The organism is Martelella radicis, from assembly GCF_014196625.1.
GTDB lineage: Bacteria > Pseudomonadota > Alphaproteobacteria > Rhizobiales > Rhizobiaceae > Martelella > Martelella radicis.
The window spans coordinates 1-25,814 of record NZ_JACIDZ010000027.1 but is presented as its reverse complement, the minus strand read 5'-3'; the positions used below and the strand labels follow the sequence as shown (position 1 = coordinate 25,814).

The window sequence follows — 25,814 nt, the reverse complement described above, 5'->3', positions numbered from 1 at the left end:
TTCTTCGCTTCCAGCACCGTGTCGATCGACATCGCGTTAACGCCATAGGCATTGACGATGATGATGACCTCGCCGGGCTCCTTGCCCACACGATAGGCATCCAGAACCTGTTTGGCGTAACCGGGCGTGCGTTCGATGACATTGGAGCGCTTGGCGCCATGAATGAGGTTGGTGCCGGGATCGAGGATCGCGTTGATGGGCGCCAGCCCGCCTGCCCGCCAGAGAAGCTCTTCCGCCCCCATATTCGAATGCCCGCCAGGCCCGATCACGTGAATGAGCTTGTCATCCATGATCGCCTTCGCCATGGCCTCCGCAGCTTTCTCGATGACGGGCGTGCCCTCGTGGATGGTCTGCAGCAGGTTGATGATGCCGTCGCGGTAGGTTTCTGTTTCAGTTGACATTTTCTCTCTCGCTTAAGGATTTTCCACGCAGGATGTCGAAAAGCCGGTCAAGGCCGATCACGAACATCAAGACCGCGGTGACTGAGATTGACAGATAGGCGTAGCCGGTCGGCACATCCCAGGTATCGAAGGGAATACGCATGCGACGCATGGCAATCTCCCATCCCTTGAAGATCAGGATGAGGAAGAAGCCGAGCGCCATAAGCTCGACGAGGATGGCCGCAATCTTCCGGCCCGCAGGCGCAAGCTTCGCCACCAGAACATCGACGCCAAGATGACCGTTGCGCGCGTAGAGAATGGCGGCGCCAAGGAAGACCATCCAGACAAACATGAGCCGCAGAAGGTCCGGCGCCCAGAGCATGGACATGCCGATCAGATAGCGCAGCACCACCTGCAGGACGCTGAGGACAAAAATGCCCATGAAGAGCCCGGCGGTCAGCCATTGGGCGAGCCTGACGACAAGTTCGAGAGCCGTTTTCATGGGACCTCCTAACCGAACACGAGATTGGGCAGCCACATGACGACGCCCGGCACATAGGTGCAGACCGCCAGCACGAACAGCAGCGACAGGAAGAAGGGCCAGATTTCGCGCACCAGCGCGCCGAAACTGACGTCGGCGATCTTGCTTTCAAGGAACAGCAGCACGCCGATCGGCGGCGTCAGAAGACCGATCATCAGGTTGAGCACGACAATCACGCCGAAATGCGTCGGATCGATGCCGAGCTCGACAGCCGCCGGCAGCAGAACCGGGAAGAAGATCAGCATGACGGGGATACCGTCGAGAATGCAGCCCATGACCAGCAGGAAGATGTTCACAAGCAGCAGGAACCAGAATTTCGAAAGGCCCAGCGTCGGGATCAGTTCGCCAAGTCGAACGCCGAGCTGCTCATAGGCGATGATGTACTGATAGAGCCCGACCACGGCGAAAATGATCATGATCGAGGAGGAGAACACCGCCGATTGCATGAAAATGCCCGGCAGTTCGCGCGCGCGGATACTGCGATAGATGAAGAGCGAGATCATCAGGATGTAGAGGACGGCCAGAACCGAGACCTCCACCAGCGTGACGATGCCGAAGACGACACCGCCGAGAATGATCAGAGGCGCCAGCAGTGCGAAGGATGAATCCCGCGCCAGCTGCTTGACCGCCTTCATTTCCAGCTTCTTTTCGGTGACCGGGTACTGCCGCTTTTTGCTGATGAAATAGATCGCCACCATCAGCACAGCGCCCATCATCAGCCCAGGCAGAACGCCGCCCAGAAACAGCTTTCCGATGGAAATGCCTGAGATGACGCCGATGAAGATCATCGGTATCGATGGCGGAATGATGGGACCTATGACGGCCGCCGCAGCGTTGATCGAGGCTGCGAACGGCTTGTCATAGCCGCGCTTCACCATGGTCGGTACGATGACGGAGGACACCGCACTGGCATCGGCAACCGCCGAACCCGAAACGCCGGCAACGATCACGTTGACGACCACCGCGACATAGGCAAGACCGCCGCGTGCCCGACCGATGAAATAGTCCGTCAGTTCGGTAATCTTGGCGGTGATGCCGGACCGGTTCATCAGGTCGCCGGCGAGAATGAAGAACGGAATGGCGACGAGCGTCGTCGAATCCACGCCGCCGATCATGGTCGAGGAAACCATCCGCAGCGAAATATCTCCCATCAGGAGAATATAGGCGACGCCGCTGATCCCCATGGCCAGCCAGATATTCATGCCGAGCGCCACGAAGGCAAACAGCGCCGCAAAAAGAAGTAGGATCATGTCCGCATCCAGGAAAGAGACAGCCGGTGCCTGAAAGGAGGCGAAGAGGCGGGTTCACGACCCGCCCCTTCTACCTGTTACTGCACAGATGAAATCTGCTCAATCAGGCCATTCGGCCATTTGTCGCCCTCGAACTGGTCGAAGGCACCAGAAAGCGCATCGCGGATGCTGCCGAGATCGGGCTCGATGACCGTCATCTTCTCACCGAGATCCTCGTAGACATCGGCCATCAGCGCATTGAGCTGCTCGGTCCCGAACATGCCGGCTTCAAGGGCGGCGTCGGTGATCAGGGCCTGCTCGTCCGATGACAGATCGTCCCACTTGTCCATTGCCATGAAGAAGGTGTCGATGTCACGAATATAGTCGGTCTTGATGTAGTAGTTCTGAACTTCATAAAGCGAGTTGGAGGCCACGACGGCAGCGCCGTTTTCCTGGGCATCGACGACGCCGGTCCTCAGCGCCATGTAAAGTTCAGAAAAAGGGATCTGCTGCGGCATCGCGCCGAGCGCCTGCATCGCCGTCAGCACGGCGGGGCTTGCGGCCGTGCGGATTTTCAATCCCTTGAAATCCTCCGCCGTTTCCACCGGCGTATCGGCCGTGGTCAAACCGCGCGGAGAGGTATCGCCGCCAAAGGCGACAATCTTAATGCCGGTTTCTTCTTCAGCCTCTTCGATGACCGGGGCGAAGACTTCGGATTCCAGCGATTTTTTCATATGGTCATAGTCGCGGAACAGGAACGGGATGGAGGTGACCTCGAAGGCTTCGCCGCCATCGATCCAGGCGAAGGTGTTGATGCCGCCATAGACCATTTCCAGGTCTCCGGTCTGCAACTGCACGAACATTTCCTTGGCGCCGCCGAGCTGGCTGTTCGGATAGACCCGTATCTCGATCTCGCCATCGGACTTCTGCTCGACCAGCTCCTTGAACTTGAGGGCCGCCTCATGGGTCGGGTGGTTGGTATCGCGGATATGACCAAGGCGGAAAACCTCGGCATTGGCGGCAGACAGGGTGACAGCTGAGGTGGCAGTCGCTAACAATGCAACTGAAATCATTCTTATTTTCATGGTGGCAACTCCCCTTGGGTGGCCATTTTCGTTTATTGAGATTTGGTAGCGGCTCAGGCAACCGCTATTAATATCGTACATTGTTATTAAATATGGTCAAGTCGATTATGGCGCCAATTTCGAGATTGCATGGACCCTTATGCTGATAGGCTTCGATCAAATACCCTCCGGCGCCAATGTTTCCGCGGCCGACCGCGACAAGGCGCGCGTATTCGCCGCAATCTGCGAGAGCGAGGACGCGACCCGCAAGCGGCTTGCGGCGCGTATGAAACTGCGCCCGACCACCGTCTCGCAACTGGTGAAAGAGCTGATAGAGGACGGCGTTATACGCGAAAGCCAGCGTGTCGATGCCGAGCGCCAGGGCCGCCCGGAGATCCTGCTTCAGCCCTGCCCCGAACGCTTCTGTGTCCTGATGGTCCATGTCGTGTCGCACGACATCCGCTGCTCCCTTGTCGATATGGCCGGCAGGGTCATCAGCGAGGACATGACGCAACTCAACGACAAGGAAGCGGACAACCGGGTGATTTATGATCGCATATGCGCACTTGTCGACAGCGTTCGCGCCCATGCCCCTGAAGCCACCGAAATCCTGGGAATCGGCATAGCCGTGCCGGGCATCATCGACTCCGCCAATCGCCGATGGGTCTATTCAGCCCGCTGGCCCGCCATGCGTTCGCTGTCCTTCGACGAGATCGCCGACCACACCGGCCTTTCCATTCGCGCAGACCGGAACCTCAATCTTGAGCTGACCACCCGGTTGATGCGCAAGCCGGAAGAGCGCGAGGGCGGCGTTCTCTTCATTCACTGGGGCTACGGTATCGGCTCGGCCTATGCCTGGAAGGGCATGGTCATTGAATCGAGCATCGGCAGCTTTGGCGAATTCGGCCACTGGTCCGTCCATGCCGGTGCAGGCCGGCAATGCCATTGCGGTGAGGAAGGCTGCCTCGAAGCGGTTGCCGCGCTCTGGGCATTGCTGCCGGAAATCCGCGAACAGTTTCCGGACGCGCCCTCAGATGAAAGCGCATTCGAGGCTTACATGAAGCAGCACGGGCTTTCCGGGCATCCCGCAATTGTTCGTGCGGTGGAAGCCTTTATCCCGGCATTGGCAAACCTGAACAAGGCGTTCTTTGCCGACAGGATTGTACTGACGGGGCCGCTTGCAAGCAGCCCGGAGATCTTTGAACGCCTGCGCCAGGGGTTCGATGCCCTCATGCCGGAATATGCGCGTGGCAAATGCGCCCTCTATCTTGCAAGACAGGGCGCTCAGGATGTGACCCAGGGCGCCACCCTGCCCTTCTTCCAGAGCAGGATGCACGAAATCTTTCTGCGCCACGACTAGCGCCCTTCAGTTTGAACCGGATGCGGCTTTGAAGACATCAGCGTCCTGCATCAGGATGGATATACGGCGCTTTACTCGGCCTCAACCGTGAATGGGCCGATATGGGCGCGGTCTGCGTGGAGGCCATCGGGGCCCGTCTTCCACTCAATCACGCCGGCCGTCCGCTGCTTCTCCTGCCCGAGAATACGCGAGGGATTGTCACGCAACAACATGAAGGCTTCCGCCAACGGCATGTCGTACCAGGCGACAAGGTTTCGCAGCATCTGGTCCATGGTGGCCGAAGAGCCGGCAAGATAGACCGAACCCGGAATGCGGACCGAACCGTCGGCGGCGCGTTCAATCTCGGTCGCGCCCAGCGTGTACATGCCGGGCGCCATATCACGCCCCGCGGCACAAACCGCATCGGTTGTCAGGATCGACTTTTCGATCCCCTTGGCCCGCAGCATCGTTTTCAGCGTCGATGCAGGCACATGAATGCCGTCGCCGATGAACATGGCGGTCAGGCCGTCTTCTGCAAGCTGCCAGAAGACCGGGTTGCTCGTGCGATCAAGCAATTTCGGTAGCCCGTTGCCGAGATGGGTCGAAAGGCTTGCGCCAGCGGCAACCGCTGCCGCGATCTGTTCGGGATTGGCCGCCGAGTGACCGATGGAGACCGTGATCCCGCGCGCGACAAGTTCCGGGATCATCGCCAGCACGCCCTCGACTTCGGGCGCAATGGTGACGATCCTGATTGGCTGTTCGGCGAGGGTCTGAAGCCCGTCATAAAGCCGGATATCGGCGCGCGTCATATCCTTTGCGGTATGGGCGCCGCGATAACCTTCTTCAGGTGACAGGAAAGGCCCTTCGATATGGTAACCTGCAACCATGTGCGGCCCGAGGCGGCTTTGCGCGACCGCGCGATCGAGGTGCGACAGGCATTTCTCGAGATGGTCCGGGCTCCCCGTTATCAGGGTCGGCAGCACCCGCGTCACCCCGGTCAGCGCCATATTGGCCAAGGCCTGATCGAGTTGTTCGGCCGTGACATCCGGTCTGTTGAAGTCGAGGCCTGCGAAACCGTTGACCTGCAAATCGATCAGGCCTTCGGTCGCGAATTTCTCCTCTGGAGAGGCTACCGTGTTCGCCTTCGAGAGGGTCAGAGTACCATCAACGCCGAGCGCCGTATCGCGGGTATTGCCGTCGACGGGATTGTAAAGCGCGAAAGAGACCGGCTCGCGCCGACGCGAAATTCTGGTCGAAACTGGCATATCCTGTCTCATTCAACCTTTGGTCCGGATGAGTGAGGCGGCCGGTTCGTCAAGGAACAGGAAAACCTGCGGATGGCGCTGCAGGGCGGAGGCGGGGCAGAGATTGCTGACAGGCCCTTCGACAGCGCCGCGCACGGCCTCTGCCTTGCGGCTGTCAGGCACGGTGCAGATAATCGCGCCTGATTTCAGGATCTGCGGAATGCTCATGCTGATCGCGCGGCGCGGGACGTCATCCATCGAGGCAAACCAGCCCTCGCCGACCTGCTGACGACGGCAGGCCTCATCCAGGGCGACCTCGATATAGGCCTGTTTGGCATCGAAATCGGCCGGCGGATCGTTGAAGGCGAGATGACCGTTTTCGCCGATGCCGATAAAGGCGACATCGATCGGCGCATCGGCAATCAGGGCATTCAGACGGGCGAGTTCTGACGAGGGATCAGCAAGGCCGTCGATGGCATGAAAGGTCTTGAGTGCAGGCACACGCTCCACAAAACGCGCCTTCAGGTAACCGACAAAGCTTGCCGTGTGGTCCTCACTGAGCCCGATATACTCATCGAGGTGGAAAACCGTCACTCTGGACCAGTCGATCGAAGGCTCTTGCGCCAGCGCTTTCAGCATTTCGAACTGGCTTGCCCCGGTTGCAAGAATGATATTGGCAAAGCCGCGGCGTTCGATTGCTTCGGCAATCAACGCGCTTCCTGCGCGCGCCGCCACCTGCCCCGCCTTCTCGACTGTACCCTCAACACTGATCTTCATCGCGCGCTCCTTACGACAAGCTTCACATTATTAATAACAGTTACAGTTATTAATAATGTGAAGCAAGCCGCTTGAGCCGACTTTGGCGAAACAAATGAGGCCTCACGCCGGCTGCCACCGAAATTCGCAGACCCCATCATGGCTTCCCTGCAATGAATTCAGGGCGGCCTTGTTCAAACAAGTCAATCCATGTCACCTATCACCGCGCAAATTGGTATAACGCCTGCGGATTATCAACCAGCGCAAGCTGTCGCGCAGCGGTATCCGGCAGCCAGCTCAAGACGATGTCTGTGAGCAGAGCGTCATCGGGGTAATCCGCCTCGGACTGGGCCATGTTGTGCGGCCAGTTGGTGCCCCAAACGATACGTTCCGGCGCATGGGCGGCAATGACGCGGGCAACGGCCGCGATATCTGCATAGTCCGGCCCGCCGGAACGCGATGATTCATAGCATCCGGCAAACTTGAAATAGCAGTTGCCTTGATCGATCAGCTTCTTGAGGGTTGAAACTTCCGGGCCATCGGCCTTGATGCCGCGGAAGAATTTCCCGTGATGGTCCAGGACCCAGCGCGATTTCAGCGCGGAAAGGGCGGCTTCGTGCGCGGCTATGTCGCTGCCATCGAACTGGACAGCGATCATCCAGTCCATGTCGGCGCAGATCGAATCGACCGCCGCAAGCCCCTCCAGCCCGATCGCGCCGCCGGGCAGATCCATAATCCGGGCGCCGGTGACGCCGGCATCGGCGAGTTGCCTGAGTTCTGCCTCTGATGTCTGCGACCCGATGACGGCCACGCCACGCGCCACGTCAGGCCCCATGGCATCCAGACACGCCAGCAGGTTGCCGTTGTCGTATTGATGCGCGTTGCCTTGGGTGATCACCACGCGGTCTATGCCAAGCCAGCTCATCAGCCGCCGATATGCGGCTGGCCCCGGCAGCGGCTCGCGTGGCAGCGCCGGCCCGCCATCAAGCGCAGGATATCCCGGAAGATACATATGCATCTGCGTATCGATCGTGCCAGGCGGCAGCGCCGTTTTCGGAGGTTCGCCATCAAGCCTGCGTTCAAACATCAAAATCTTCCTTCAATCGAAATTCTGCAAGCGCGTCCCGGTTCACGGTGATACCGAGGCCGGGGCCTGCCGGGATAGCAACCACGCCATCGACATGATCGAGCGGCGCTGTAACGACGGCCTGCCGGTAGGGATTGTCCGTGCGATCGAATTCCAGGATCGGTTCGAGCGACCGATTGCGCATCGGGTCGGGAGCAAGGGCTGCCATGAACTGCAACGCCGCAGCGATCTGCACCGCCGTTCCCCACACATGAGGGACGCAACGCACCCCGTAAAGGGTGGCAAGATCGGCAATGCGGCGCGCCTCGGAAAAACCGCCGCAGCCGCACAGATCCGGCTGAATGATATCGACGGCGCGGGTGGAGATGGCTTCATGCATGCCCCAGCGGGTGTGCCAGGTTTCGCCACCGGCAAGCGGGATCGGCTGGCCTTCGCGCACCGCCCGGTAGGCCGCAAGCTGTTCGGGAACGACCGGCTCCTCGAACCAGTCCACATCGAATTCGGCAGCCGCCCTGCCGACCATGATCGCCTCGCTGGCGCCATAGCCGTGATTGCCGTCGATCATCAGCCGTTTGTCGGGACCGATCGCCTCGCGCACCGCTCGGATCACCCTCAGATCCTCCTGCGGATCGAAGCCGATCTTGATCTTCACCGCATGAAAGCCTGCCGCAGCATGGGTCGCCATCTCCGCAGCATTGTCCTCGACCCGGTCGACGCCGTCACGCTTAAAACTGCCTGTGGCATAAGCCCTGACGCTTTCGCGAAACCGTCCGCCGAGCAGCGTGGAGACGGGAACGCCGAAATATTTACCTTTGATATCCCAGAGCGCGACATCGATGCCGGAAAGCGCCGTGATAGTGATGCCGCGTTGCCCCTGATCGCGAAGCAAATTGTAGAGCACGGCCCAGATCTTCTCGGTCTCGAGCGGATCCATGCCGATGAGCGAGCCGGCATAAGCCTTTATCATCGCGGCGTTGGGCAGTGCCGGGCCCAGGCATTCGCCCCAACCGATTGTCCCGTCATCGCAGATGATCTCGACGAGCACGTGAAGGCGCTTGTCGAAACGCATCGTGGCACTTTCGAACGCTACGGCCAGACGATGTTCCAGAGCATGTGTTTTGACGGCGGAAATCCGCATGAAACTAACCCTCCCCGATAACCAAACGGAGGGGCAGACCGACCGGCGACATTGATCGCCGCCCACCAGTGAGGCTCCTCCACTCTGGCGCCAAAAACATAACCGGAGGCACACCCTCGGTCAATATTAGTATGACTTATTATTAGCAAAATAAACTTTTGTCATACAAAAATATTTAGGTTTCCTACCAATGGCAAGGCTCTTCGTGTTGCATTGTTTCTATTCGCATTTCACAACGATACGGGGCTGGCTCCATATGCGGGCAATCAAATCGAGGGTCAAAAGCCAAAATTTTCCTGAACCAGCAGCGCCTCAAGCGCCGGGATCATCCTAACTACACCGCGCTATCATCCACTTTGCCGGTTGTGTATTCTGCTTGGCAGCGATAAAAATCTGAGATTAGTATAACAAATAGGTGCTTTCAGCATCGCCAGGGCTGGCCAGTCAGTCCGGATGAGACCTAGAACACGGCAAACCAGACATGGCGGTAAAGGCAAAAGATCTCACGGGCGGCAAGGCCACGACGCTGGCGATGAAGGTCGGACAGGCGATCCGTGAACTTATCCAGTCTGGTCAGTTCCAGCCCGGGGACCGGCTGCCGACCGAGGCGCGCCTTGCCGACAAGTTTGGGGTCAGCCGCACCGTCGTGCGCGAGGCCATTGCCTCGCTAAGGACCGATGGCCTCGTCAACCCGCGCCGCGGCTCGGGCGTCTTCGTCCTTGAACCGAATGATACGCCGCTCTTGCCATTCCAGAACATCGAACTGGAACGCATCTCTTCCTTGATCGAAGTGCTGGAACTGCGCACCGCCATCGAGGCCGAGGCAGTGCGTCTGGCGGCCATGCGCAGATCTCCATCCGCCGAAGAGGAAATCGTTGACCATCATCGCGCGATCGGCCGGCTGATCACCGAGGGCAAGAGCACGATCGAGGCCGATTTCGCCCTGCACCTTGCCATCACAAAGGCCGCGAACAATCCGCGCTTCGTCCAGTTTCTGGAACTCTTCGGACCAACGGCCATCCCGCGGGCCGCGCTTGTTCGCGAAGGCGAGGACCAAACGCCCGCCTCCTATCTGCACCAGATCCACGAGGAACACCGACATATCGTCGAAGCCATCTCCAATGGCGATCCCGAGATGGCCTACAAGGCCATGCGCGAGCACCTGCTCGGCAGCCAGCGACGCTACCGGTCATTGTTGCACCGCGATTAGTCTGCCGGGCACGCGACCTTCCTTATTCGCCGACTTTCAGCCGCCCGAGCCCCTTTGGAAGCCCCAGGAAGGCAAGAACGGCCAGCGTCGAAAGCCCTCCGGTTACGAAGAAGGAAAGCTGAAACGCAGTTGCCGCGACATCCGTGGCCCCGGCCGGCTGCCGCAAAGCGAGCAGCATGCCGGCAAAGGCCACGCCGCAGGCAACGGCCAGTTGCTGACTGACGGATGAAAGCACCGAAACATCTGCGGCCTCGCTGTTGTCGAGCGTCGCGTAACCGAGCACTGAAACGCCGGTAAAGAATGTCGTACGGATGACCCCGCCGACAGCCATGTAGGAGATGATGATCCACGGCTGAATACCGGGCTCGAAGAAACCTGCAGTGGCTTGCAATGCACCAGCAGACGCTGCCGTGATGACGAGGACGCGCGACAGACCCAGACGGGCGTAGACCGCTTGCGCGATGAGCTTGGAGCACACCGCGCCGGTAGCGCCGGAAAACGTCAGAAGACCGGACTGGAAAGGGGTAAAGCCAAAGCCAAGTTGCAAAAGCAACGGCATGAGAAAATGGACTGCGCCGGTTCCGATACGAAAGAGAAAACCGCCCCAAATCGACTTCCGGAACGCCCGATCGGCAAACAGCGACAGGTCCAGCAGCCAGACGCGCCGGGTGCGGGCCGCGATTGCATAAGCTGTCAGGGCAATGACCCCGGCGACAAGGCAGGCCAAGGCCAGCTCCATCGGCACATTCTTCATCGAGATCACAGACATCCCGAAAATGAGCAGGGCAAACCCTGCACCCGTCAGGAAAAATCCCGGCCAGTCGAACGGGGCCGACGTCGCCTCGCGCTCACCGGCGAGGAAGATGCCCGCAGCCACCCAGCCTGTCACGGCAACAGGCAGGTTGACAAGAAATATCCAGTGCCAGCTTGCCCATGTCGCGAGCGCCCCACCAATCAACGGCCCGACGATCGGCGCTATCATGGCAGGAAGCGTCCATTGCGAAAGGGCGCCGACGAGCTTTTCACGGGGCACGGCCTGCACGATGATCAGTCGCGCAACCGGAACCATGATGGCCGCACTCGCACCGAGCACGAAGCGGGCGCAGACGAAAAGAGAAAGCGTGGGCGACAGCGCGCAGGCCAGAGAGCCTACCATGAATACCAGCATCGAACCACGAAAGGCCCGTTTGGTACCGAGCCGCGATGCCAGCCAGCCGCTGACCGGGATGAACATCGCGAGACCGACCAGATAGGCGGTGAGAGCAAGTTTCAGAGAAATGGGGTCTATCCTGAAACCGGCGGCGATGGCCGGCAAGGCCGTTGCAAGAGCGGAGGAATCCATCTGGACGACGAACACCGAAGCGGAGAGAACGAGCAGCAAGGACCGGTTCAATCGCCCGCCCACATTTCCTGTCCGAGTACCCAACTCGGCCGGGTGCCGCAGGTGAAGTCCATCCTGGCGGTCAGCCCCTCGACGCGACCGACGGCATAGACACGGCCCGCATTGGCGCGAAACCCGAGCGCGATCAGGGTATCACCCTCGGCCGAGAGATAGAGCGCGCGTGGATATTCAGGGGCAGACACCTGTCCTGAGATGACCGGAACCGCTGTCTCTCCGTCGATCTGCATGGAGAAGAGCCTGCCAGTGGTGCGCTCGGTGGCAAACAGACTATTTCCGTCCGGCGAAATCACGATATCGCCGCCCATGGGACCGACCGCCTCAGGCACGAGGCGGACCGTCCCGGCAAGCGATGATGTGGTCGCCGCTATCGTGCCGACAAAACCGCCCTCTTGCGTCAGCACATGGGCATGCGCCCCGTCCGGGGCGATCGCGATATGCCGCGGTCCGCTCCCCTCCGGGAATCGAACCATGCCCGTTTCGCTGAGGATACCTGTTCTCCAATCGAAACCGAACTGGCGAACGATGTCATCGCGACAGGAGGCGGCGTATGCCACGCCGCCCTTTTCGCACAGGCAATGGGACATTTCGCCGACATGTACGATATCGGCAATCCCTTCTGGCACCCCATCGGCAGAAAGCGCAATGGAGAAGCCGCGGCTGCCGCTCGCGCCGAGCAGAAAGCCGCCATCCGAGGTGACGGACAGGTGGCAAAACCCCTCCGGCACCGGAAACGTGCCGGCATGGTCCAGCCGCTCGCATTCAGGATCGATCCTGAAGCACAAAACCGCCGGGGCCTCGCCGCGCCAGGCGAGATAGACCCGATCGCCGCACATCGCCATGGGAATGGCCGATGACGGGCCCCAGACGCCGGGGATCGGCTGACGCCCGACCTGACAAATGCTCCCGGCGTCCATGTCGAGGTGATAGAGGATAATATCGGCCGAAGCGGTGTTGCAGACGATCAGGCGCTGCCGCATGGCTACCCCTTTGCGTCACGTTTCAGAAGTCCCTCAAGATCACCGCGAAACTCCTTGCCCGCCGAGCCGCCGCCCTGCAACATGTCCACCGGGTTCTCTGGGTCCCTCGCAAGCGGACCGAGCAGATCGGCAAAATCTTCGGCGTTGTCCTGAGGGCGATAACCCAGAGCAAAGGCCCGTTCATTGCCGCACCAGCTGCGACTGTTGGCGGAAATGCCGAACACGGCCTCGTGGTGATAGTCTGCATCCAGGCCCAGCCGGACCAGAGCTGCCAGATCGCGTGCCGAAACCCAGGTGGAAAGCTCCCTGAGAGAACGCGGCTTCTCCTGGAACGAACCGATGCGAATGACAAAGCCCTTCACGTTGTATTTGTCGGCGTAGAGACTTGCCAGCGCCTCGCCGAATACCTTGGTGACGCCATAGCGGGAATCCGGTCGCAGAGGTTCGCTGCCATCAAGCTTCACGGTTGTCGGATACATGCCGAGGGCATGATTCGAGCTGCCGTAAAGAACCCGATCGACGCCGTTTTGCGCCGCCGCCTCCCAGAGATTGGCCGCGCCGACGACATTTGACGTCAGCAGATTGTCCCAGGGGCCCTCTTTCGGGTTGCCAGCCATATGGATGACGGCGTCCACGCCCTCGCAGAGCGAGAGCGCAAAGTCGAAATCGGCGAGATCGCCGTACATGTATTCGGCCGCCAGGCCCTCGGTCGGCTCGATCTCCTTGCGGCCGGAAAGGCGCCAGATCTCGCCTTCGCGCGGCACGCGTCGCGCAATTTCGCGACCGATGACGCCGCCAGCCCCTGTCATCAGAATGCGACGCATGGTCAGACCGTCCTTTCGCTATGCCGACGCAGGAAGCCGTCGACCGCATCGAGCGCCTCCGGCCGGCCGGGGCAATTGCCGTGGGTCGCGTCTTCGATCTCCGCAATCTCGGTTGAGGGGCGAAATTGCTGGAGCGTGTGAAAAGCCTGAAGCTGGGGGTCTCGCGTTCCGACAAAGCCGAAAAGCGGCATGGTGAAGGAGCACATATCGTCCCGCGTGATCTTGTGATCGGGCATTGCCCGCTTGATGCCCGCCAGCGCCACAGTGTCCATGCCCGCAAGCTTGCGCTCGGACAGGCGCTGAAGCTCATCCGGCGCAGGTTTCGGCGTGTCCTTCGGCCATAGTCTGAGGATGTGACGGGTAATGCCGCCCGCTTCCAGTTCGTCCGCCTCATCGTTGACGGCAACCGTCTCGGCATCGGTCCAGTTCCATCGCCCTGCCGCACCGCCGAGACACAGGGTCCTGGCCCTTTCGCGATGGTCGAGCAATGTGTGCGCCATGATATGCGCGCCCAGCGAATAGCCAACGATATGGGCCCTGCCGATGCCCAGATGGTCGAGCAGTTCGATGGCGTCGAGCCCCATCCGGTTGCCGCCATAAGCGCTGCGGCCATGGGGTCGGTCGCTCAACCCGTGTCCGCGCAGGTCGAACGCAATGGCACGCCAGCCGCGCTCCATCATCCCCGCGATCAGGCCCGGCCGCCCCCACTGCCCGCCGATACTGGCAGTGAAGCCATGCACGAACAAAACGGGCTCTCCCGCTCCGCCTTCATCACGAAAGTGGATTTTCGTCCCGTCGGAGACAGTCAGAAAATGCTCGTCATTCCACATCGCTGCCATCCGTTTCGGGCACGGCCAGATCCAGCCTGTCCGCCCATTCCTGAAGCCCGGCGACAATGCCGGATGAAAGCGGGACGCCTTCGTTCAGATACCGCTGGCGCAACGACCGGCCGCGTTCGCCAGGCACGCGCGGCAGCCGCTCCCGGTCGGCCGGGCGACTGTCACGGATCGCCTGAGCCAGAAAGCTGTTTTCTCCCAGAAAGGCATCAACACCGCCAAACGCATCAGGGTCGATGACCTGCAGGAAGACATTGGCCTGCCATCCCTCCGGCTTCGTCTTGCGGCCATTGCCGGAAAGGCCGTGCGTCAGCGCTTCGACGGTCATGCCGAGACCCGTGCCCTTGTGTCCCGAACTGAACCCGCCGAGCGGCATGATGGCGCCGGGTGGCGTGGTGAAACGGACCGCCGGATCACGACTTGGCCTGCCTTCGGCATCGATCAGCCATTCATGCCCGAACTGCCGTCCCTCGCCACGAAAGCGGTTGACCATGCCGTTGGTGGTCTCCGATGTGCTGATATCGACCGCTGCCGCACCATCGACGCCGGGAATGCCAAATGCAATGGGGTTGGTGGAAAGCACCGGCATGGCCGCGCCGAAGGGAGCCACGCATGCTTCCGTCGGGTCCGAAACGGCGAGAATGGCCATCATTCCGCGGTCGGTCACCGGTTTGAGATAGGAAACAAGACTCGCTGTGTGGTGGCTGCGGCGGATCGAAAGCGAATAGGTGCCGAAGACGCCGGCCTTTTCGACCGCAGTTCGAAAGCCTTCGCTAATCAGCCAGGGCCCGGGAAGTAACCGACCGTCCCAGAGCGCAGCAGCCGGCCTTTCGTTCAAAACCTCCGGATCACCCTCAAGCGTCATCCCGTCTTTTGCCATCGAGGCCAGATAGGCTGGCAGAAGCGCCAGCCCGTGCGTCGTATGCCCCATCAGGTCGCCTTCGACGAGAATGGAAGCCACCGTCTGGCAAAATCGCTGGGAGAGGCCCGCCTTCGCAAGGGCCTCACTGGCAAAGGCCACAAGATCCGAGGCGGTAAATACCTGGGCTGTCATATGCGGATTCCCATTTTTTAGCTACCAGCGAGAGCCTGGGCCATGGCGCGGTCATAGCGCCGGCTCGCATCGTAAAGCGTGCGGGTATATTCTACTTTCATCTGCCCGGTCAGCATCGTATCGCGATCGAGGACCTCTTCAATGCGCCCCTGTCGCATCACCGCCAGCCGGTCGCAAAGGTGGGTGATCACCGCGAGGTCGTGGCTCACCATCACATAGCTGAGTTCCCGTTCCCGCCGGATTTCCGCCAACAGGTTCAGGATCTCGGCCTGAACAGAAACATCGAGCGCCGATGTTGGCTCATCGAGCAGAAGAAGCTTGGGATTCAGGATCAGCGCGCGCGCAATCGCGACCCGTTGCCGCTGGCCGCCGGAAAGCTGATGCGGATAGCGGAAACGGCAGCTCAGCGGCAGACCGACCTGATCGAGAATGCCGGCAATACGCCGATCAATATCTCCGACCTTGTGGATCTTGAGCGGAGCGGAAAGCGTGGCATTGATGGTGTGCTTGGGATGCAGGGAACCGTAAGGGTCCTGGAACACCATCTGGATCTGGCGGAAATGCGCCTTGTCGAGCCGCTTGCCGATCGGCCGCCCATCGACGGAAATCGCACCCGTCCAGTGATCGTAAAGTCCGGCAATGCAGCGCAGGACCGTCGATTTGCCGCAGCCGCTTTCGCCGACAAGGCCGAATACCTCGTTCTTGCCCACGGCAAAGGAAATATCGCAGAGCACCTGCTGGGCGCCCGCGCCTTCACCGAAACTCAGATCAAGATTGCTGACTTCGATCATGCGCCTGCCTCCTTCAGCTTCATCCATTCCGGATCGCGGCTCAAGACGGGCAGGATGTCGCGCCGCGCGTCAAGCGAAGGCAGGGAGTTCAACAGCCCGCGGCTATAGGGATGCTGGACGTTGTCGAGATCCTTTGCCGCTATCGTCTCCATGACCTGCCCGCCATACATGATCACGACCCGGTCGCAGAACGATCGTACGAGGTTGAGGTCATGGCTGATGAAGATCAGCCCGATACCGCGCTCGCGCACAAGATCGTCAAGGATGGCAAGCACCTGCAAGCGAACGGTTACATCAAGCGCGGATGTCGGTTCGTCTGCGATGATAACATCGGGCTCGGCAATCAGCATCATGGCGATCATCACCCTTTGCCCCATGCCGCCTGAAACCTGATGCGGGTAGAGATCATAGACGCGCTCGGGCGAGCGGATCTTTACCGCTTCCAGCATTTTGAGGGTACGCTGCCGCGCATCATTGCGGCCGACCTTGTAGTGGACACGGTAGGCCTCGGCGATCTGTTCGCCGACGGTGATGACGGGGTTGAGCGAATATTTCGGATCCTGAAGGATCATCGAGATACGCGCACCGCGCACTTTCTGCATCTTGCGTTCGCTCGCGTTCAGAAGATCGATATCCCCGAAGCGCATCTTGTCAGCGGCAATGCTGGCATTCTCCGACAGGAGGCGCAGCAGGGCGCGCCCCACGGTAGACTTGCCCGAACCCGACTCCCCGACAATCGCCAACTTTTCGCGTCCGAGACTGAAGGAAACGCCGCGCACGGCATCCATGCTCAGATAGCGCATCTGGTAACGGACCCAAAGGTTCTGAACCTCGATCAGAGGCCCGACGTCATTTGCTTCTGGGATCAAGGACATCGCGCAATCCATCGCCGAAGAGGTTGAAAGCAAGGCTGACGACCATGATCGCCAGGCCCGGATAAGTGACGACCCACCAGCTGTCCAGCATGTACTGGCGTCCGGTCGAGGTCATCGCGCCCCATTCGGGTGCCGGCGGCTGCGCGCCAAGTCCGAGAAAGCCGAGGCCTGCAGCCGTCAGGATGATACTCGCCATATTGAGCGTGATCCGGATGACAACGCTCGGCAGGCACATCGGAATGATCTCGTTGAAGATGATGCGGGTGTTTGAGGCCCCTTGCAGGCGGGCCGCCGCGACATAGTCGGTGTTGCGGATGGTCAGCGCCTCGGCGCGGGCCAGGCGGGCAATCTGCGGCCAGCCGGTGAGCGCAATGGCAAAGACTGCCTGGTTCAGCCCCGGCCCCAGAACAGCGACGAAGGCGAGCGTCAGGATCAGGCTGGGGAAGGACAGAAAGAGGTCGGTGACCCGCATCACGACGAGATCGACGGCCCCTCCGAAATAACCGGATACCGAACCGATCGCGAGGCCGATCGGCGCGACCGTGACGGTCACAAGCGAAACGATGTAGAGCGTGATCCGCGAACCGTAGACGACACGACTGAAAATGTCTCGGCCATACTCGTCCGTTCCGAACCAGTGCGAGGCTGAAGGGGCCTGAAGGGCATCGGAAAGGCTCTGCGCATTCGGATTGTAAGGCGCAATCAGCGGGGCAAAGATCGCCACCATGATCAGCAGGAAGACGATTGCCGCACCGATCAGCGCCAGCCGGTTGCCGGTAAATTCGATCATGCCGAGCAGCAGGCGTTGCAGGAATGCCTCGCGTGGCGAACGCGCGGTTCTAAGCAGGAAGGGTTCCTTCTGCCCGGCGCCTTTTTGCGTTTCTTGCATGGTTGAGGTCACAGTCATCGTGCCGTCCTCGGGTCGAAGACCTCGTAAAGAAGGTCGGTGATCATGTTGATGGTGATGAAGATGACGCCGACGATCAGGACGCAGACCATCATTGCATTAAGGTCACCCATCAAGAGGTTGTGGGTCAGATATTGGCCGAAACCGGGCCAGGAGAAGATCGTTTCGATCAGCAGTGCGCCCTCCAGCATCGCCGCATAGGTGAGCGCGACAATGGTGAGCAACTGCACGCGGATGTTGGGAAAGGCGTGCCCCCAGATGACGCGCCAGGCCGAAAGCCCCTTCACGCGGGCGGTGATGATATATTCCTGACCGAGCTGTTCCAGCATGAAGGAACGAGTCATCCGGCAAAGCGCTGCCATTGAAGCATATCCCAGCACGGCGGCTGGCAGGACGATGTGGCGGACAGCACTCCAGAAAACATCAAAGTCACCGGCGAGCAATGAATCGATAAGCATCATGCCCGTTCTCGTCGGCACCATGCCCTCGTAATAGATTGCCACTCGACCCGAACCGCCGACCCAGTGGAGCTTGGAGTAAAAAAGAATAAGGCTCATCATGCCCAGCCAGAAGATCGGCACCGAGTGACCAAGCAGGGTCAGCACGCGAATGATGTGGTCGGTCGGCTTGTCGCGCCTGACGGCGGCCAACACGCCGAGCGGAATGCCGAGACCTGCCCCGATGATGACGGCCAGAGTGCCAAGCTCGATGGTTGCAGGAAAGACGCGCAGGATATCGTCTCTGACCGCATTGCCCGTCAGGAAAGCGGTTCCGAAATCGCCTGTCAGGATGCGTCCGAGATAGAGCTTGTACTGTACCCATATGGGCTGATCGAGACCGAGACGCTGATAGGTCGCCATGTAGGTCTCGTAATCCGCATCGGGCCCGACGATATGGGCCACCGGGTCAACCGGCATGACCTGACCCAGGAAAAAGGTCAGCGTCACAAGCATCAGAAGCGTCACGATCGCCGAGGAGACGAACCTCAAGGCGCGGCTGGCGCGACCGGCTGGTTTCTTTAACGTCATTTTTGAACTCCTGGAGGGCGAACCCGCACCGTGGCGCGGGTCCCGTTCCCATGATCGGGCTGGCCGAGAAGGTCAGCCCGACCGGCTGGTCCGTGTTGTCAGCGGTCCTTGCGGACCTCGCGATAGCGCGTGTTCTGATAGGGGTGGGCGATGTAGCCCTCGATATCATCCTGATAGACGACCGTGTCGTAGCTCATCGAAATGATCTGCATCGCCGGAATATCCTCTTCGAACTTCCGCTGGATTTCGGCATACATTTCATCCTGCTTTTCCGGATCCGGCTCAAGCAGCGCGGCATCGAGCAGGGCATTGATCTCCTCGTCCTGGAAGGATGTGCGCCATGCCTGAAGCGTATAGAGCTTGGCTTCATCGGAATTGTCCGGATTGTAAACGATCGACAGAAGGCTGGTATAGGGATGGGCCCCCGTGCGGTCGCCACCGCGCCCGACGATCATGTCGAATGTGCGCGCCCGCATGTTGCCATAAACCTGATCGCCATTGCCGGTCAGGATCTCGGCATCGATGCCGCCTTCGGCAAGCGATGCCTGTATCGCCGTTGCAATGTTCACAAAGGGCGAATCCGGCAGCACGCGGATCGTGGTCTCGAAGCCGTCGGGATAGCCGGCTTCCGTCAGCAGTTCCTTGGCATAATCCGGCTCGAACTTGTACATCGGGTTCGGCAGCGCGCCGGGCAGGCCGGCAGGGATCGGCCGTTGATAGAGGTCGCCGTAGAAGGGCAGGATCGTGTCGTTGATCCCTTCATAATCGATCAAATGCCGGACGGCCTCGCGAACTTTCGGGTCCTTGAACTCATCCTCCTGCATGCTCATGGCGAGGTAATAGACATTGCCGCTTGGCACCTTCGCCGTCACAAGGTCCTCATCGTCCTGAAGCGCCTTGATGTCGGCAACCGACATGCCCATGCTGATATCGATATCGTGCTGTTCGAGCGCCAGGCGCTGCGTCTGGCTTTCCGGCATGTGGCGGTAGATCACACGCTTCATCTCGGGTTCGCCGCCCCAATAATCATCATAGCGATCGAGGATCACCATGTTGTTGGCATCCCAGCGCGCGAGCTTATAGGGACCCGAGCCGGCGCTGTGGGTTGTCAGCCACCCCTGGCCATAATCGCCATCGACCTCATGCGACATGGCTTCCTTGCTGTCGATCACCATCGCCAGCCCCTTGCCGGCGATGATGCCCATCATCAGCGCCGGGTCGGTCGGTTGCGGAAAGCGAACGACAACTGTGTAGTCGTCCGGCGCATAGATCATTTCGTCGAAATTTTCCGCGCTATAGCCGAGGACACGAACGTTCGAACCGCCGATGCCAAGTTCAAATGCACGCTTCATCGACCAGACGAAGTCATGGGCAGTCAGCGGATTTCCGGAGTGGAACTTGACATCGTCGCGCAGGTGGAAGGTGACGGCATCGCGCGCATCATTGAGCTCCCAGTTCGTCGCAAGCGACGGGTTGAAAACACCCTTCTCGACCGGATCGGCTTCGATCAGGCTGTCATAGACATTGCTGTTGATCTCCGTCGATTGGCGACCGCTCATCGCGCTCGGATCAAGCGATAGCATGTTCACCAGCGTGACGCCGACGATGAGCTGATCTTTTGGCGTTTCGGCCTGCGCGGCAAACGGCGCAAACGAAACCGCGGCAACAAGGCCCGCGACTTTCAGGAAAGTCCTGTACTTCATATTCTCCTCCCAGAGCGTTTGGAATGGTGCTGTTTCGTTAGAAAGGACAATTTGTCCTACAAATTTTAAGTCTATATGTTCCCTTTGGACTGATTTCCGTTCCTCCCGCTAGCGTCAGTCGATTGCGTGTGATCGGATGTAGTCGAAGTTGATATCCTCTCCGAGACCCGGCAGTTGCGAGGCGTGAACGAACCCCTCACCATCCATGGGATCCGGGATTGCGTTGAGGTAAAGCGGGGGCTGATCGTAGTCGAGATGCGGATGAAGAAGACCCCGCTCGTAATAGACGCAGTTGGCTACCGCCATGCACAGCGCCAGATTGGCCGCGCCATTGCCGTGGATTTCGCAATTCATACCGTTGGCTTCCGCAAGATGCGCGGTCTTGAGCACGGGCCCCAGTCCGCCGGCGCTCAGCATTCCGGTGCGTAAGATATCGCTGGCATTGCCCCGAACCCATTCGGCACGCGTACGGTATTTGCCCTGCATCGACTCCGGTCCGATAACAGGAATGGAGAGATTGGCGCTGAGCCAGGCATAGGACGACATGCTGGCTTCATCCATTGGCTCCTCGAACCACAGAAAATCCAGCTCTTCCAAGGCCTTGCCGATATAGAGCGCGTCCGAGCGGTTATACCAGTGATAACCATCCAGCATCAGGGCGATATCGGGACCGACGGCCTTTCTGACCGCAGCACAAGCGCGCACATCATTGCGCGGATCAGGGGCGCCCGGCATGGGCGGCATCCAGGTATGGAGCTTGATCGCCGTGTATCCGCGCGACACCAGTTCCTGCGCGAAATTTCCATAGTCATCCGGCGTCGCCAGCCCGCCCGGAATGTCGTCGCCGCACATGATGCTGCCATAGGCCGCAATCTTGTCCCTGAACCCGCCGATCAGCCTGTGCACCGGCAGGTTCAGCGCTCGGCCGGCAAGGTCCCAGAGTGCCTGATCCATTGCGCTCAGCGCCTTGTCGGCCAGTTGCCCGGAGCTGCCCCGCTGGCGCTGCTCGACATTCTGCCAGATGCGTTCGCGGTAAAACGCATCTTCGCCGACAAGCGCAGGCCGCAGATATTTATCCACGACGGAAGGCCGGATCACATCGGGGCTTTGAAACGCGTAGCCCTCATGGCCATCTTCAGCCACGACCGTCAGCATTGCCTGTGTCGCCGGTTTCTCAGGCCCAGGATGAGAGTGGCCGTGACTATCCGCATGCTTACGCGTTACATGGGAAAATTTCGTCACTCTGACGTCGATGATCTTCACCGATTTCTCCAGTCTAGTATTTGTATGATTCATTTTTCATAATAACGAATATGAATCACACAATGATCTTTCGCACCCTCGCGGTCGAAATCGCCGGGGAAGCCCCAGCAAGCCCCCCTTGAGGCCCGTTTTCCCGCTTTCTTCAATCGGCGCTCTCGCCGATCTCGAAATCGGCAAGAAGCTCCAGCGCCTTGACCATGCCGGAATGATCCCAGCCGCTGCCGCCACGGGCGGCACAGGCATTGAACAATTCCTGGCATGTCGCGGTATTGGGCAGCGACAGGCCCATCTTCCGGCCGGCTGACAGCGCCAGATTGAGGTCCTTCTGGTGCAACGCAATACGAAAGCCCGGATCGAAAGTCCGCTTCACCATCCGGTCACCGTGCAGCTCAAGGATCTTCGACGAGGCAAAGCCTCCCATCAAAGCCTCGCGCACCCGCGCGGGATCGGCTCCGGCACGCGCCGCAAACAGAAGCGCCTCGCCGACGGCTTCGATATTCATCGCGACGATCATCTGGTTGGCCACCTTGGCAGTCTGTCCTGCGCCGATACCGCCGACCAGCGTGATATTCTTGCCCATCAGTTCGAAATAGGGTTTTACCGTCTCGAAAACCGCGTCCTTCGCGCCGACCATGATCGACAGCGTGGCGCCCTTGGCGCCGACTTCGCCGCCCGATACGGGCGCATCGACATAATCGCAGCCCAGAGCCTCGATCCGCGCCGCATACTCCTTGGTTTCGACAGGGGAGATCGAACTCATGTCAACAACGATCTTGCCGGGCGCCAAACCTTCCGCCACACCGGCCTCATCGAACAGAACCTTGGCGACGTCAGGCGTGTCGGGCACGATAACGAAGATGATTTCGGCCTGTTCGGCCACAGCCTTTCCGCTCTCGCATACTGTCGCGCCGGCCGCGCCGATCGCTTCCGGCACAGCGCCGATCGTGTGAACATAAAGCGTGTGCCCCGCAGCCAGCAGATGCCCCGCCATCGGCGTTCCCATAATACCCAGCCCGATAAAGCCCAGCTTGCTCATGTGTTTTCCTCTCTTGCGTCCTCGTTGGAATGCGCAGCCTCGACCGTGCCAGCGACATGCTCAGCGGGCCGGCAAGGAGCGCCGGCAGCCGCTTCTGCGTCCGCCTCCCCACGATACGTGTTGTACAATTGCTGTGTTGCGTTGCGAAACAAACCAAGGTCCGAACCAACTGCGACAAAGGTTGCCCCCATGGCCAGATAGCGCCGCGCATCGGCCTCCACCGGCGCCAGGATGCCCGTGGCCTTTCCATGACGGGCTGCCACGGCAAACACATCGGCAATGACCTTCTGCACCTCTGGATGATTGGCATTGCCGAGATGTCCGTAGCCAGCGGCCAGATCGGATGGGCCGATGAATATACCGTCGACGCCCGCAACGGCGGCAATCGCCTCGATCTCATTGACTGCGGCCGGGCTCTCGATCTGTACCAGCACCGTAATGTTGTCGTTCACCACCTTGATATAATCAGGGATCGCTCCGTACCGGTTCGAGCGCTGTGAAACAGAGACGCCGCGCACGCCTTCAGGCGGATAACGCGTGGCCGCCACCGCGCGCCGCGCGTCTTCGGCCGACTGCACGAAGGGAATGAGAAAATTGTAGAAGCCGCTGTCGAGAAGCCGCTTGATCAGCACTGTGTCGTTCGATTGCGGTCGCACGACCGGCGCGGAGGGGCTATCCTTCAGAGCCATCAACTGCGGAATAAACGACAACACGTCATTGGGCGCATGTTCGCCGTCGAGCAGAAGCCAATCGAACCCCGCAAGCCCCAGCACCTCCATGCTGATATGACTTCCAAGTGCGCTCCAGCATCCGATCTGAACCCGATTTGCCAGGATGTTCTGGCGAAACGTGTTCGGGATGCCGCTATAGGGCGTTGCGCCTCCCATATGCCTTTTCCTTCCCATCGAGCGAAATATCCCACATGGGCACTCCGCTTCATCATTTGAGACTGATAATCGGCGCGAGCATGGGAAATGGTCAATCCCGTGATAGACAAACCGGACAATTCACGCCTATTTTGATGCTTGCAGTTCCATATTATGGGACTATTCAAATTTGACCGACAAAAACGATCCACAATGGACCATGCTGCGCATACCCCTAGGAGTCTGCGACGGCTGAAACGGAGGAAGCCCATGCCGGACCGGACACAACAGGAACACACGGAGAGCGACGCCGAGCAGAAGGGCGTGAAGGGCGCAGCGCTCCTGATGAAGGCCTGCGACATCCTCGACCTCGTCGGTACCAAGCCGGGGCAACTGACAGCGAGGGACCTTGTCGAAGCAACAGGCCTTGCGAAGTCAACGGTCTACAGGATCGTCGCCGCCCTATCCGAACGCGGCTTCGTCCGTGCGGGACAGAACGATCAGAAACTGCTGCTCGGCTTCCATTTCCTCGACCTTGCCCAGAGCATCGGCACGGAGATGGATCTTGCGACAATTGCTGCCGACGAGTTGCGTCGCTTGCGCGAGATGACAGGCGAAACAGCCTATCTCGCCGCTTTGATGGGCAATGAGATGGTGTCGCTGGCAAAGTCCGTCGGCGCACATGAGAACAGTTCGACAGCGGCGCTCGGCGGCACCAAGCCGGTCTATGCGACCAGCCAGGGCAAGGCGATCCTCGCCTTCCTGCCCGAACGCCGTGTCGATCACATCCTCAATTCGCTGACCTTCAGGCCGGTTACCGACTACACCATCACCGACCGCAACACGCTGCAACTCAGCCTCAACATCATCCGCCAGCGCGGCTTTGCCATCGACGACCAGGAGAATATCGTCGGCACGCGCTGCATCGGCGTTCCGATCCTCGACGCAGGCGGGCAGCCGGTGGCGGCCATAAGCGTTGCGGGGCCGGCCTACCGGATGACGCTTGAGCGCATCGAGCAGCTTGCACCCGAACTCATCGACGCCGGCCGCAGGCTTGGACATCTTGTGAAGGAATACAAGGCCAAGAGTGACAATCGCTCAGAGTGGAGAATCACGCCGCTTGGCGAGGCCGCCTTCCAAGGCGCAAAACCATTCTGGGACGAGCACAATGACTGCGTCTACTGGATCGATCGGCTGGCTCCGGCTATCTACGCCATGCTGGACGACGACTTGCCAAAGCTGCTTGCCCAGATGCCCGGTCCGATTTCGGAGGCGCTTCCAGCACGCGGCGGCGGCATTTATGTTGTCTGTGAAGGCGAATGGCATCACGCCAGTCTTCAAGAGGGGTGCCGCAGGATTGATCGTCCTCGCATCCGCGATTTTCGTGCCCTGTGCACGCGGCCGGGCGGCAGCACCTGGGCGACGCTTGTCGAGGATGGAGGCAGCAAGATCGGATCGCTCTCGGCACGCGGCGAATTCCAGCCGGAGTGGACCGTTGCTCGTGAAATCGACGAGAGCGTTTGGTCACGCGATGGCGAGCGCCTTTATGCACTGAGCCGGAATGACGGCCTGATCTACGAAATGCGAAGAGGCCGGGATGCCGCGCTGGTCCTGAGCCGCATCCCACGCGGCTCGGGTGAGCCTTGCGCGCTGACCGTCGATGACGCAGACCGCCTGTGGGTCGCTCTTAAGGATGGCTGGGGTGTGGCACGGCTGAACGAAAACGGAGAGATAGAGCAGGTTCTGGCCCTGCCGGTACCTTATCCGAGCGGGCTTGTCTTCGGAGGGAAAAACCGCGCCACGCTTTACGTCACATCAGCGCGACTGGGTGTTGGGCGAGAAATGCTGGAGCACGCTCCGCTGTCGGGCCGTCTTCTCAAGATCGAAATTGGCATTTCAGAGGCATTGTCTTCTGTAAACCGGGCCGTTTGAAGTTGGAGTTTTCCGCTTTAGTTTCTGGCTGTGCGAAGCGGGTAAAACATGGAGGCATCAAAGCTTCCTGATAAGCGGCACGATCAGCCATCGGTTCTGGCGAGGCGGAACGCGTGCTTCACGACATGGGCACCGGTTGAAAGCTCCAGCCACAGGCCGGGGATGCGGGTTCGCGGCGATAACATGTTGCTGTTGGTGCGGCTGCTGTCGATTTTCGCGCGTGGCAGGTCATCAAGGGCTGAAATCGCCGAGACTGCGTTTTCGCCCTTCAACACCAGCGCCATTTCGGTGTCTCGGTCCAGCCTTTCGGCCTCCTGATACCACTGGTTTAC

25 protein-coding genes are annotated in these 25,814 nt (G+C 60.0%); 3 read left to right on the top strand and 22 right to left on the bottom strand.

Features of this window, described 5'->3' with window-relative positions:
- The 4 genes from GGR30_RS22625 to GGR30_RS22610 form a co-directional block, all read right to left on the bottom strand.
- A partial coding sequence (locus GGR30_RS22625; RefSeq protein WP_183491460.1) for an SIS domain-containing protein occupies nt 1-401 on the bottom strand: 401 nt, incomplete at its 3' end.
- On the bottom strand, nt 391-882 hold the full coding sequence (locus GGR30_RS22620) for a TRAP transporter small permease (protein ID WP_183491458.1): 492 nt from the start codon (nt 880-882) through the stop codon (nt 391-393). The genes GGR30_RS22620 and GGR30_RS22625, both read right to left, overlap by 11 nt.
- A gap of 8 nt (nt 883-890) precedes the next feature.
- Nucleotides 891-2,171: a TRAP transporter large permease gene (locus GGR30_RS22615; RefSeq protein ID WP_183491456.1), complete on the bottom strand. Its 1,281-nt coding sequence runs from the start codon at nt 2,169-2,171 to the stop codon at nt 891-893.
- A gap of 77 nt (nt 2,172-2,248) precedes the next feature.
- Nucleotides 2,249-3,223: a TRAP transporter substrate-binding protein gene (locus tag GGR30_RS22610; protein ID WP_183491454.1), complete on the bottom strand. Its 975-nt coding sequence runs from the start codon at nt 3,221-3,223 to the stop codon at nt 2,249-2,251.
- Between the two features lie 151 nt (nt 3,224-3,374).
- Here GGR30_RS22610 and GGR30_RS22605 point away from each other — a divergent pair, with 151 nt between their 5' ends.
- Complete coding sequence (locus tag GGR30_RS22605) at nt 3,375-4,574, top strand: ROK family transcriptional regulator (RefSeq protein ID WP_183491452.1); 1,200 nt, start codon at nt 3,375-3,377, stop codon at nt 4,572-4,574.
- 71 nt (nt 4,575-4,645) lie between these two features.
- On the opposite strand, the gene GGR30_RS22600 is transcribed toward GGR30_RS22605, so the two are convergent.
- The 4 genes from GGR30_RS22600 to GGR30_RS22585 form a co-directional block, all read right to left on the bottom strand.
- Nucleotides 4,646-5,818: an N-acetylglucosamine-6-phosphate deacetylase gene (locus tag GGR30_RS22600; protein WP_183491450.1), complete on the bottom strand. Its 1,173-nt coding sequence runs from the start codon at nt 5,816-5,818 to the stop codon at nt 4,646-4,648.
- 12 nt (nt 5,819-5,830) lie between these two features.
- Nucleotides 5,831-6,574, bottom strand: coding sequence for a glucosamine-6-phosphate deaminase (locus tag GGR30_RS22595; RefSeq protein WP_183491448.1), 744 nt, complete (start codon nt 6,572-6,574; stop codon nt 5,831-5,833).
- 199 nt (nt 6,575-6,773) lie between these two features.
- A complete protein-coding gene (locus GGR30_RS22590) occupies nt 6,774-7,640 on the bottom strand; it encodes an amidohydrolase family protein (RefSeq protein ID WP_183491446.1) in 867 nt (288 codons plus the stop codon).
- A complete protein-coding gene (locus GGR30_RS22585; protein WP_183491444.1) occupies nt 7,633-8,778 on the bottom strand; it encodes a mandelate racemase/muconate lactonizing enzyme family protein in 1,146 nt (381 codons plus the stop codon). The genes GGR30_RS22590 and GGR30_RS22585 overlap by 8 nt, the downstream gene beginning before the upstream one ends.
- A gap of 481 nt (nt 8,779-9,259) precedes the next feature.
- On the opposite strand from GGR30_RS22585, the gene GGR30_RS22580 reads away from it, so the two are divergent.
- Nucleotides 9,260-9,988, top strand: coding sequence for a FadR/GntR family transcriptional regulator (locus GGR30_RS22580; RefSeq protein ID WP_183491442.1), 729 nt, complete (start codon nt 9,260-9,262; stop codon nt 9,986-9,988).
- 22 nt (nt 9,989-10,010) lie between these two features.
- On the opposite strand, the gene GGR30_RS22575 is transcribed toward GGR30_RS22580, so the two are convergent.
- From GGR30_RS22575 to garL, 13 genes are all read right to left on the bottom strand, one after another.
- Entirely contained in the window at nt 10,011-11,381 is a 1,371-nt protein-coding gene (locus GGR30_RS22575) for an MFS transporter (RefSeq protein ID WP_183491440.1), read from the bottom strand.
- Nucleotides 11,378-12,367 (bottom strand): lactonase family protein, encoded by a 990-nt coding sequence (locus GGR30_RS22570; protein ID WP_183491437.1) that lies wholly within the window; start codon nt 12,365-12,367, stop codon nt 11,378-11,380. The genes GGR30_RS22575 and GGR30_RS22570 overlap by 4 nt, the downstream gene beginning before the upstream one ends.
- Before the next feature lie 2 nt (nt 12,368-12,369).
- Nucleotides 12,370-13,191, bottom strand: coding sequence for an NAD-dependent epimerase/dehydratase family protein (locus GGR30_RS22565; RefSeq protein WP_183491435.1), 822 nt, complete (start codon nt 13,189-13,191; stop codon nt 12,370-12,372).
- A 2-nt stretch (nt 13,192-13,193) separates the two neighbouring features.
- On the bottom strand, nt 13,194-14,021 hold the full coding sequence (locus tag GGR30_RS22560; protein ID WP_183491433.1) for an alpha/beta fold hydrolase: 828 nt from the start codon (nt 14,019-14,021) through the stop codon (nt 13,194-13,196).
- On the bottom strand, nt 14,011-15,081 hold the full coding sequence (locus GGR30_RS22555) for an Ldh family oxidoreductase (protein WP_183491431.1): 1,071 nt from the start codon (nt 15,079-15,081) through the stop codon (nt 14,011-14,013). Before GGR30_RS22555 ends, GGR30_RS22560 begins: the two co-directional genes overlap by 11 nt.
- A gap of 17 nt (nt 15,082-15,098) precedes the next feature.
- Nucleotides 15,099-15,872 (bottom strand): ABC transporter ATP-binding protein, encoded by a 774-nt coding sequence (locus GGR30_RS22550; RefSeq protein ID WP_183491429.1) that lies wholly within the window; start codon nt 15,870-15,872, stop codon nt 15,099-15,101.
- Nucleotides 15,869-16,747, bottom strand: a complete 879-nt coding sequence (locus GGR30_RS22545) for an ABC transporter ATP-binding protein (RefSeq protein WP_183491427.1) — start codon at nt 16,745-16,747, stop codon at nt 15,869-15,871. Before GGR30_RS22545 ends, GGR30_RS22550 begins: the two co-directional genes overlap by 4 nt.
- Complete coding sequence (gene nikC / locus GGR30_RS22540) at nt 16,722-17,537, bottom strand: nickel transporter permease (protein WP_246414126.1); 816 nt, start codon at nt 17,535-17,537, stop codon at nt 16,722-16,724. The genes GGR30_RS22545 and nikC overlap by 26 nt, the downstream gene beginning before the upstream one ends.
- Nucleotides 17,538-17,650: 113 nt before the next feature.
- Nucleotides 17,651-18,682: an ABC transporter permease gene (locus tag GGR30_RS22535; RefSeq protein WP_183491425.1), complete on the bottom strand. Its 1,032-nt coding sequence runs from the start codon at nt 18,680-18,682 to the stop codon at nt 17,651-17,653.
- Between the two features lie 98 nt (nt 18,683-18,780).
- Nucleotides 18,781-20,385, bottom strand: a complete 1,605-nt coding sequence (locus tag GGR30_RS22530; RefSeq protein WP_183491423.1) for an ABC transporter substrate-binding protein — start codon at nt 20,383-20,385, stop codon at nt 18,781-18,783.
- A 114-nt stretch (nt 20,386-20,499) separates the two neighbouring features.
- Nucleotides 20,500-21,681, bottom strand: a complete 1,182-nt coding sequence (locus GGR30_RS22525) for an enolase C-terminal domain-like protein (RefSeq protein WP_210288150.1) — start codon at nt 21,679-21,681, stop codon at nt 20,500-20,502.
- Between the two features lie 109 nt (nt 21,682-21,790).
- Nucleotides 21,791-22,684: a 2-hydroxy-3-oxopropionate reductase gene (locus tag GGR30_RS22520; protein WP_183491419.1), complete on the bottom strand. Its 894-nt coding sequence runs from the start codon at nt 22,682-22,684 to the stop codon at nt 21,791-21,793.
- Nucleotides 22,681-23,571, bottom strand: a complete 891-nt coding sequence (gene garL / locus GGR30_RS22515) for a 2-dehydro-3-deoxyglucarate aldolase (protein ID WP_183491417.1) — start codon at nt 23,569-23,571, stop codon at nt 22,681-22,683. Before garL ends, GGR30_RS22520 begins: the two co-directional genes overlap by 4 nt.
- 249 nt (nt 23,572-23,820) lie before the next feature.
- Between garL and GGR30_RS22510 the strand changes: the two genes are divergently transcribed.
- Nucleotides 23,821-25,482, top strand: coding sequence for an IclR family transcriptional regulator domain-containing protein (locus GGR30_RS22510; protein ID WP_183491415.1), 1,662 nt, complete (start codon nt 23,821-23,823; stop codon nt 25,480-25,482).
- Between the two features lie 83 nt (nt 25,483-25,565).
- On the opposite strand, the gene GGR30_RS22505 is transcribed toward GGR30_RS22510, so the two are convergent.
- Nucleotides 25,566-25,814 (bottom strand): hypothetical protein (locus tag GGR30_RS22505; protein WP_210288149.1); only part of this gene is annotated, 249 nt, incomplete at its 5' end.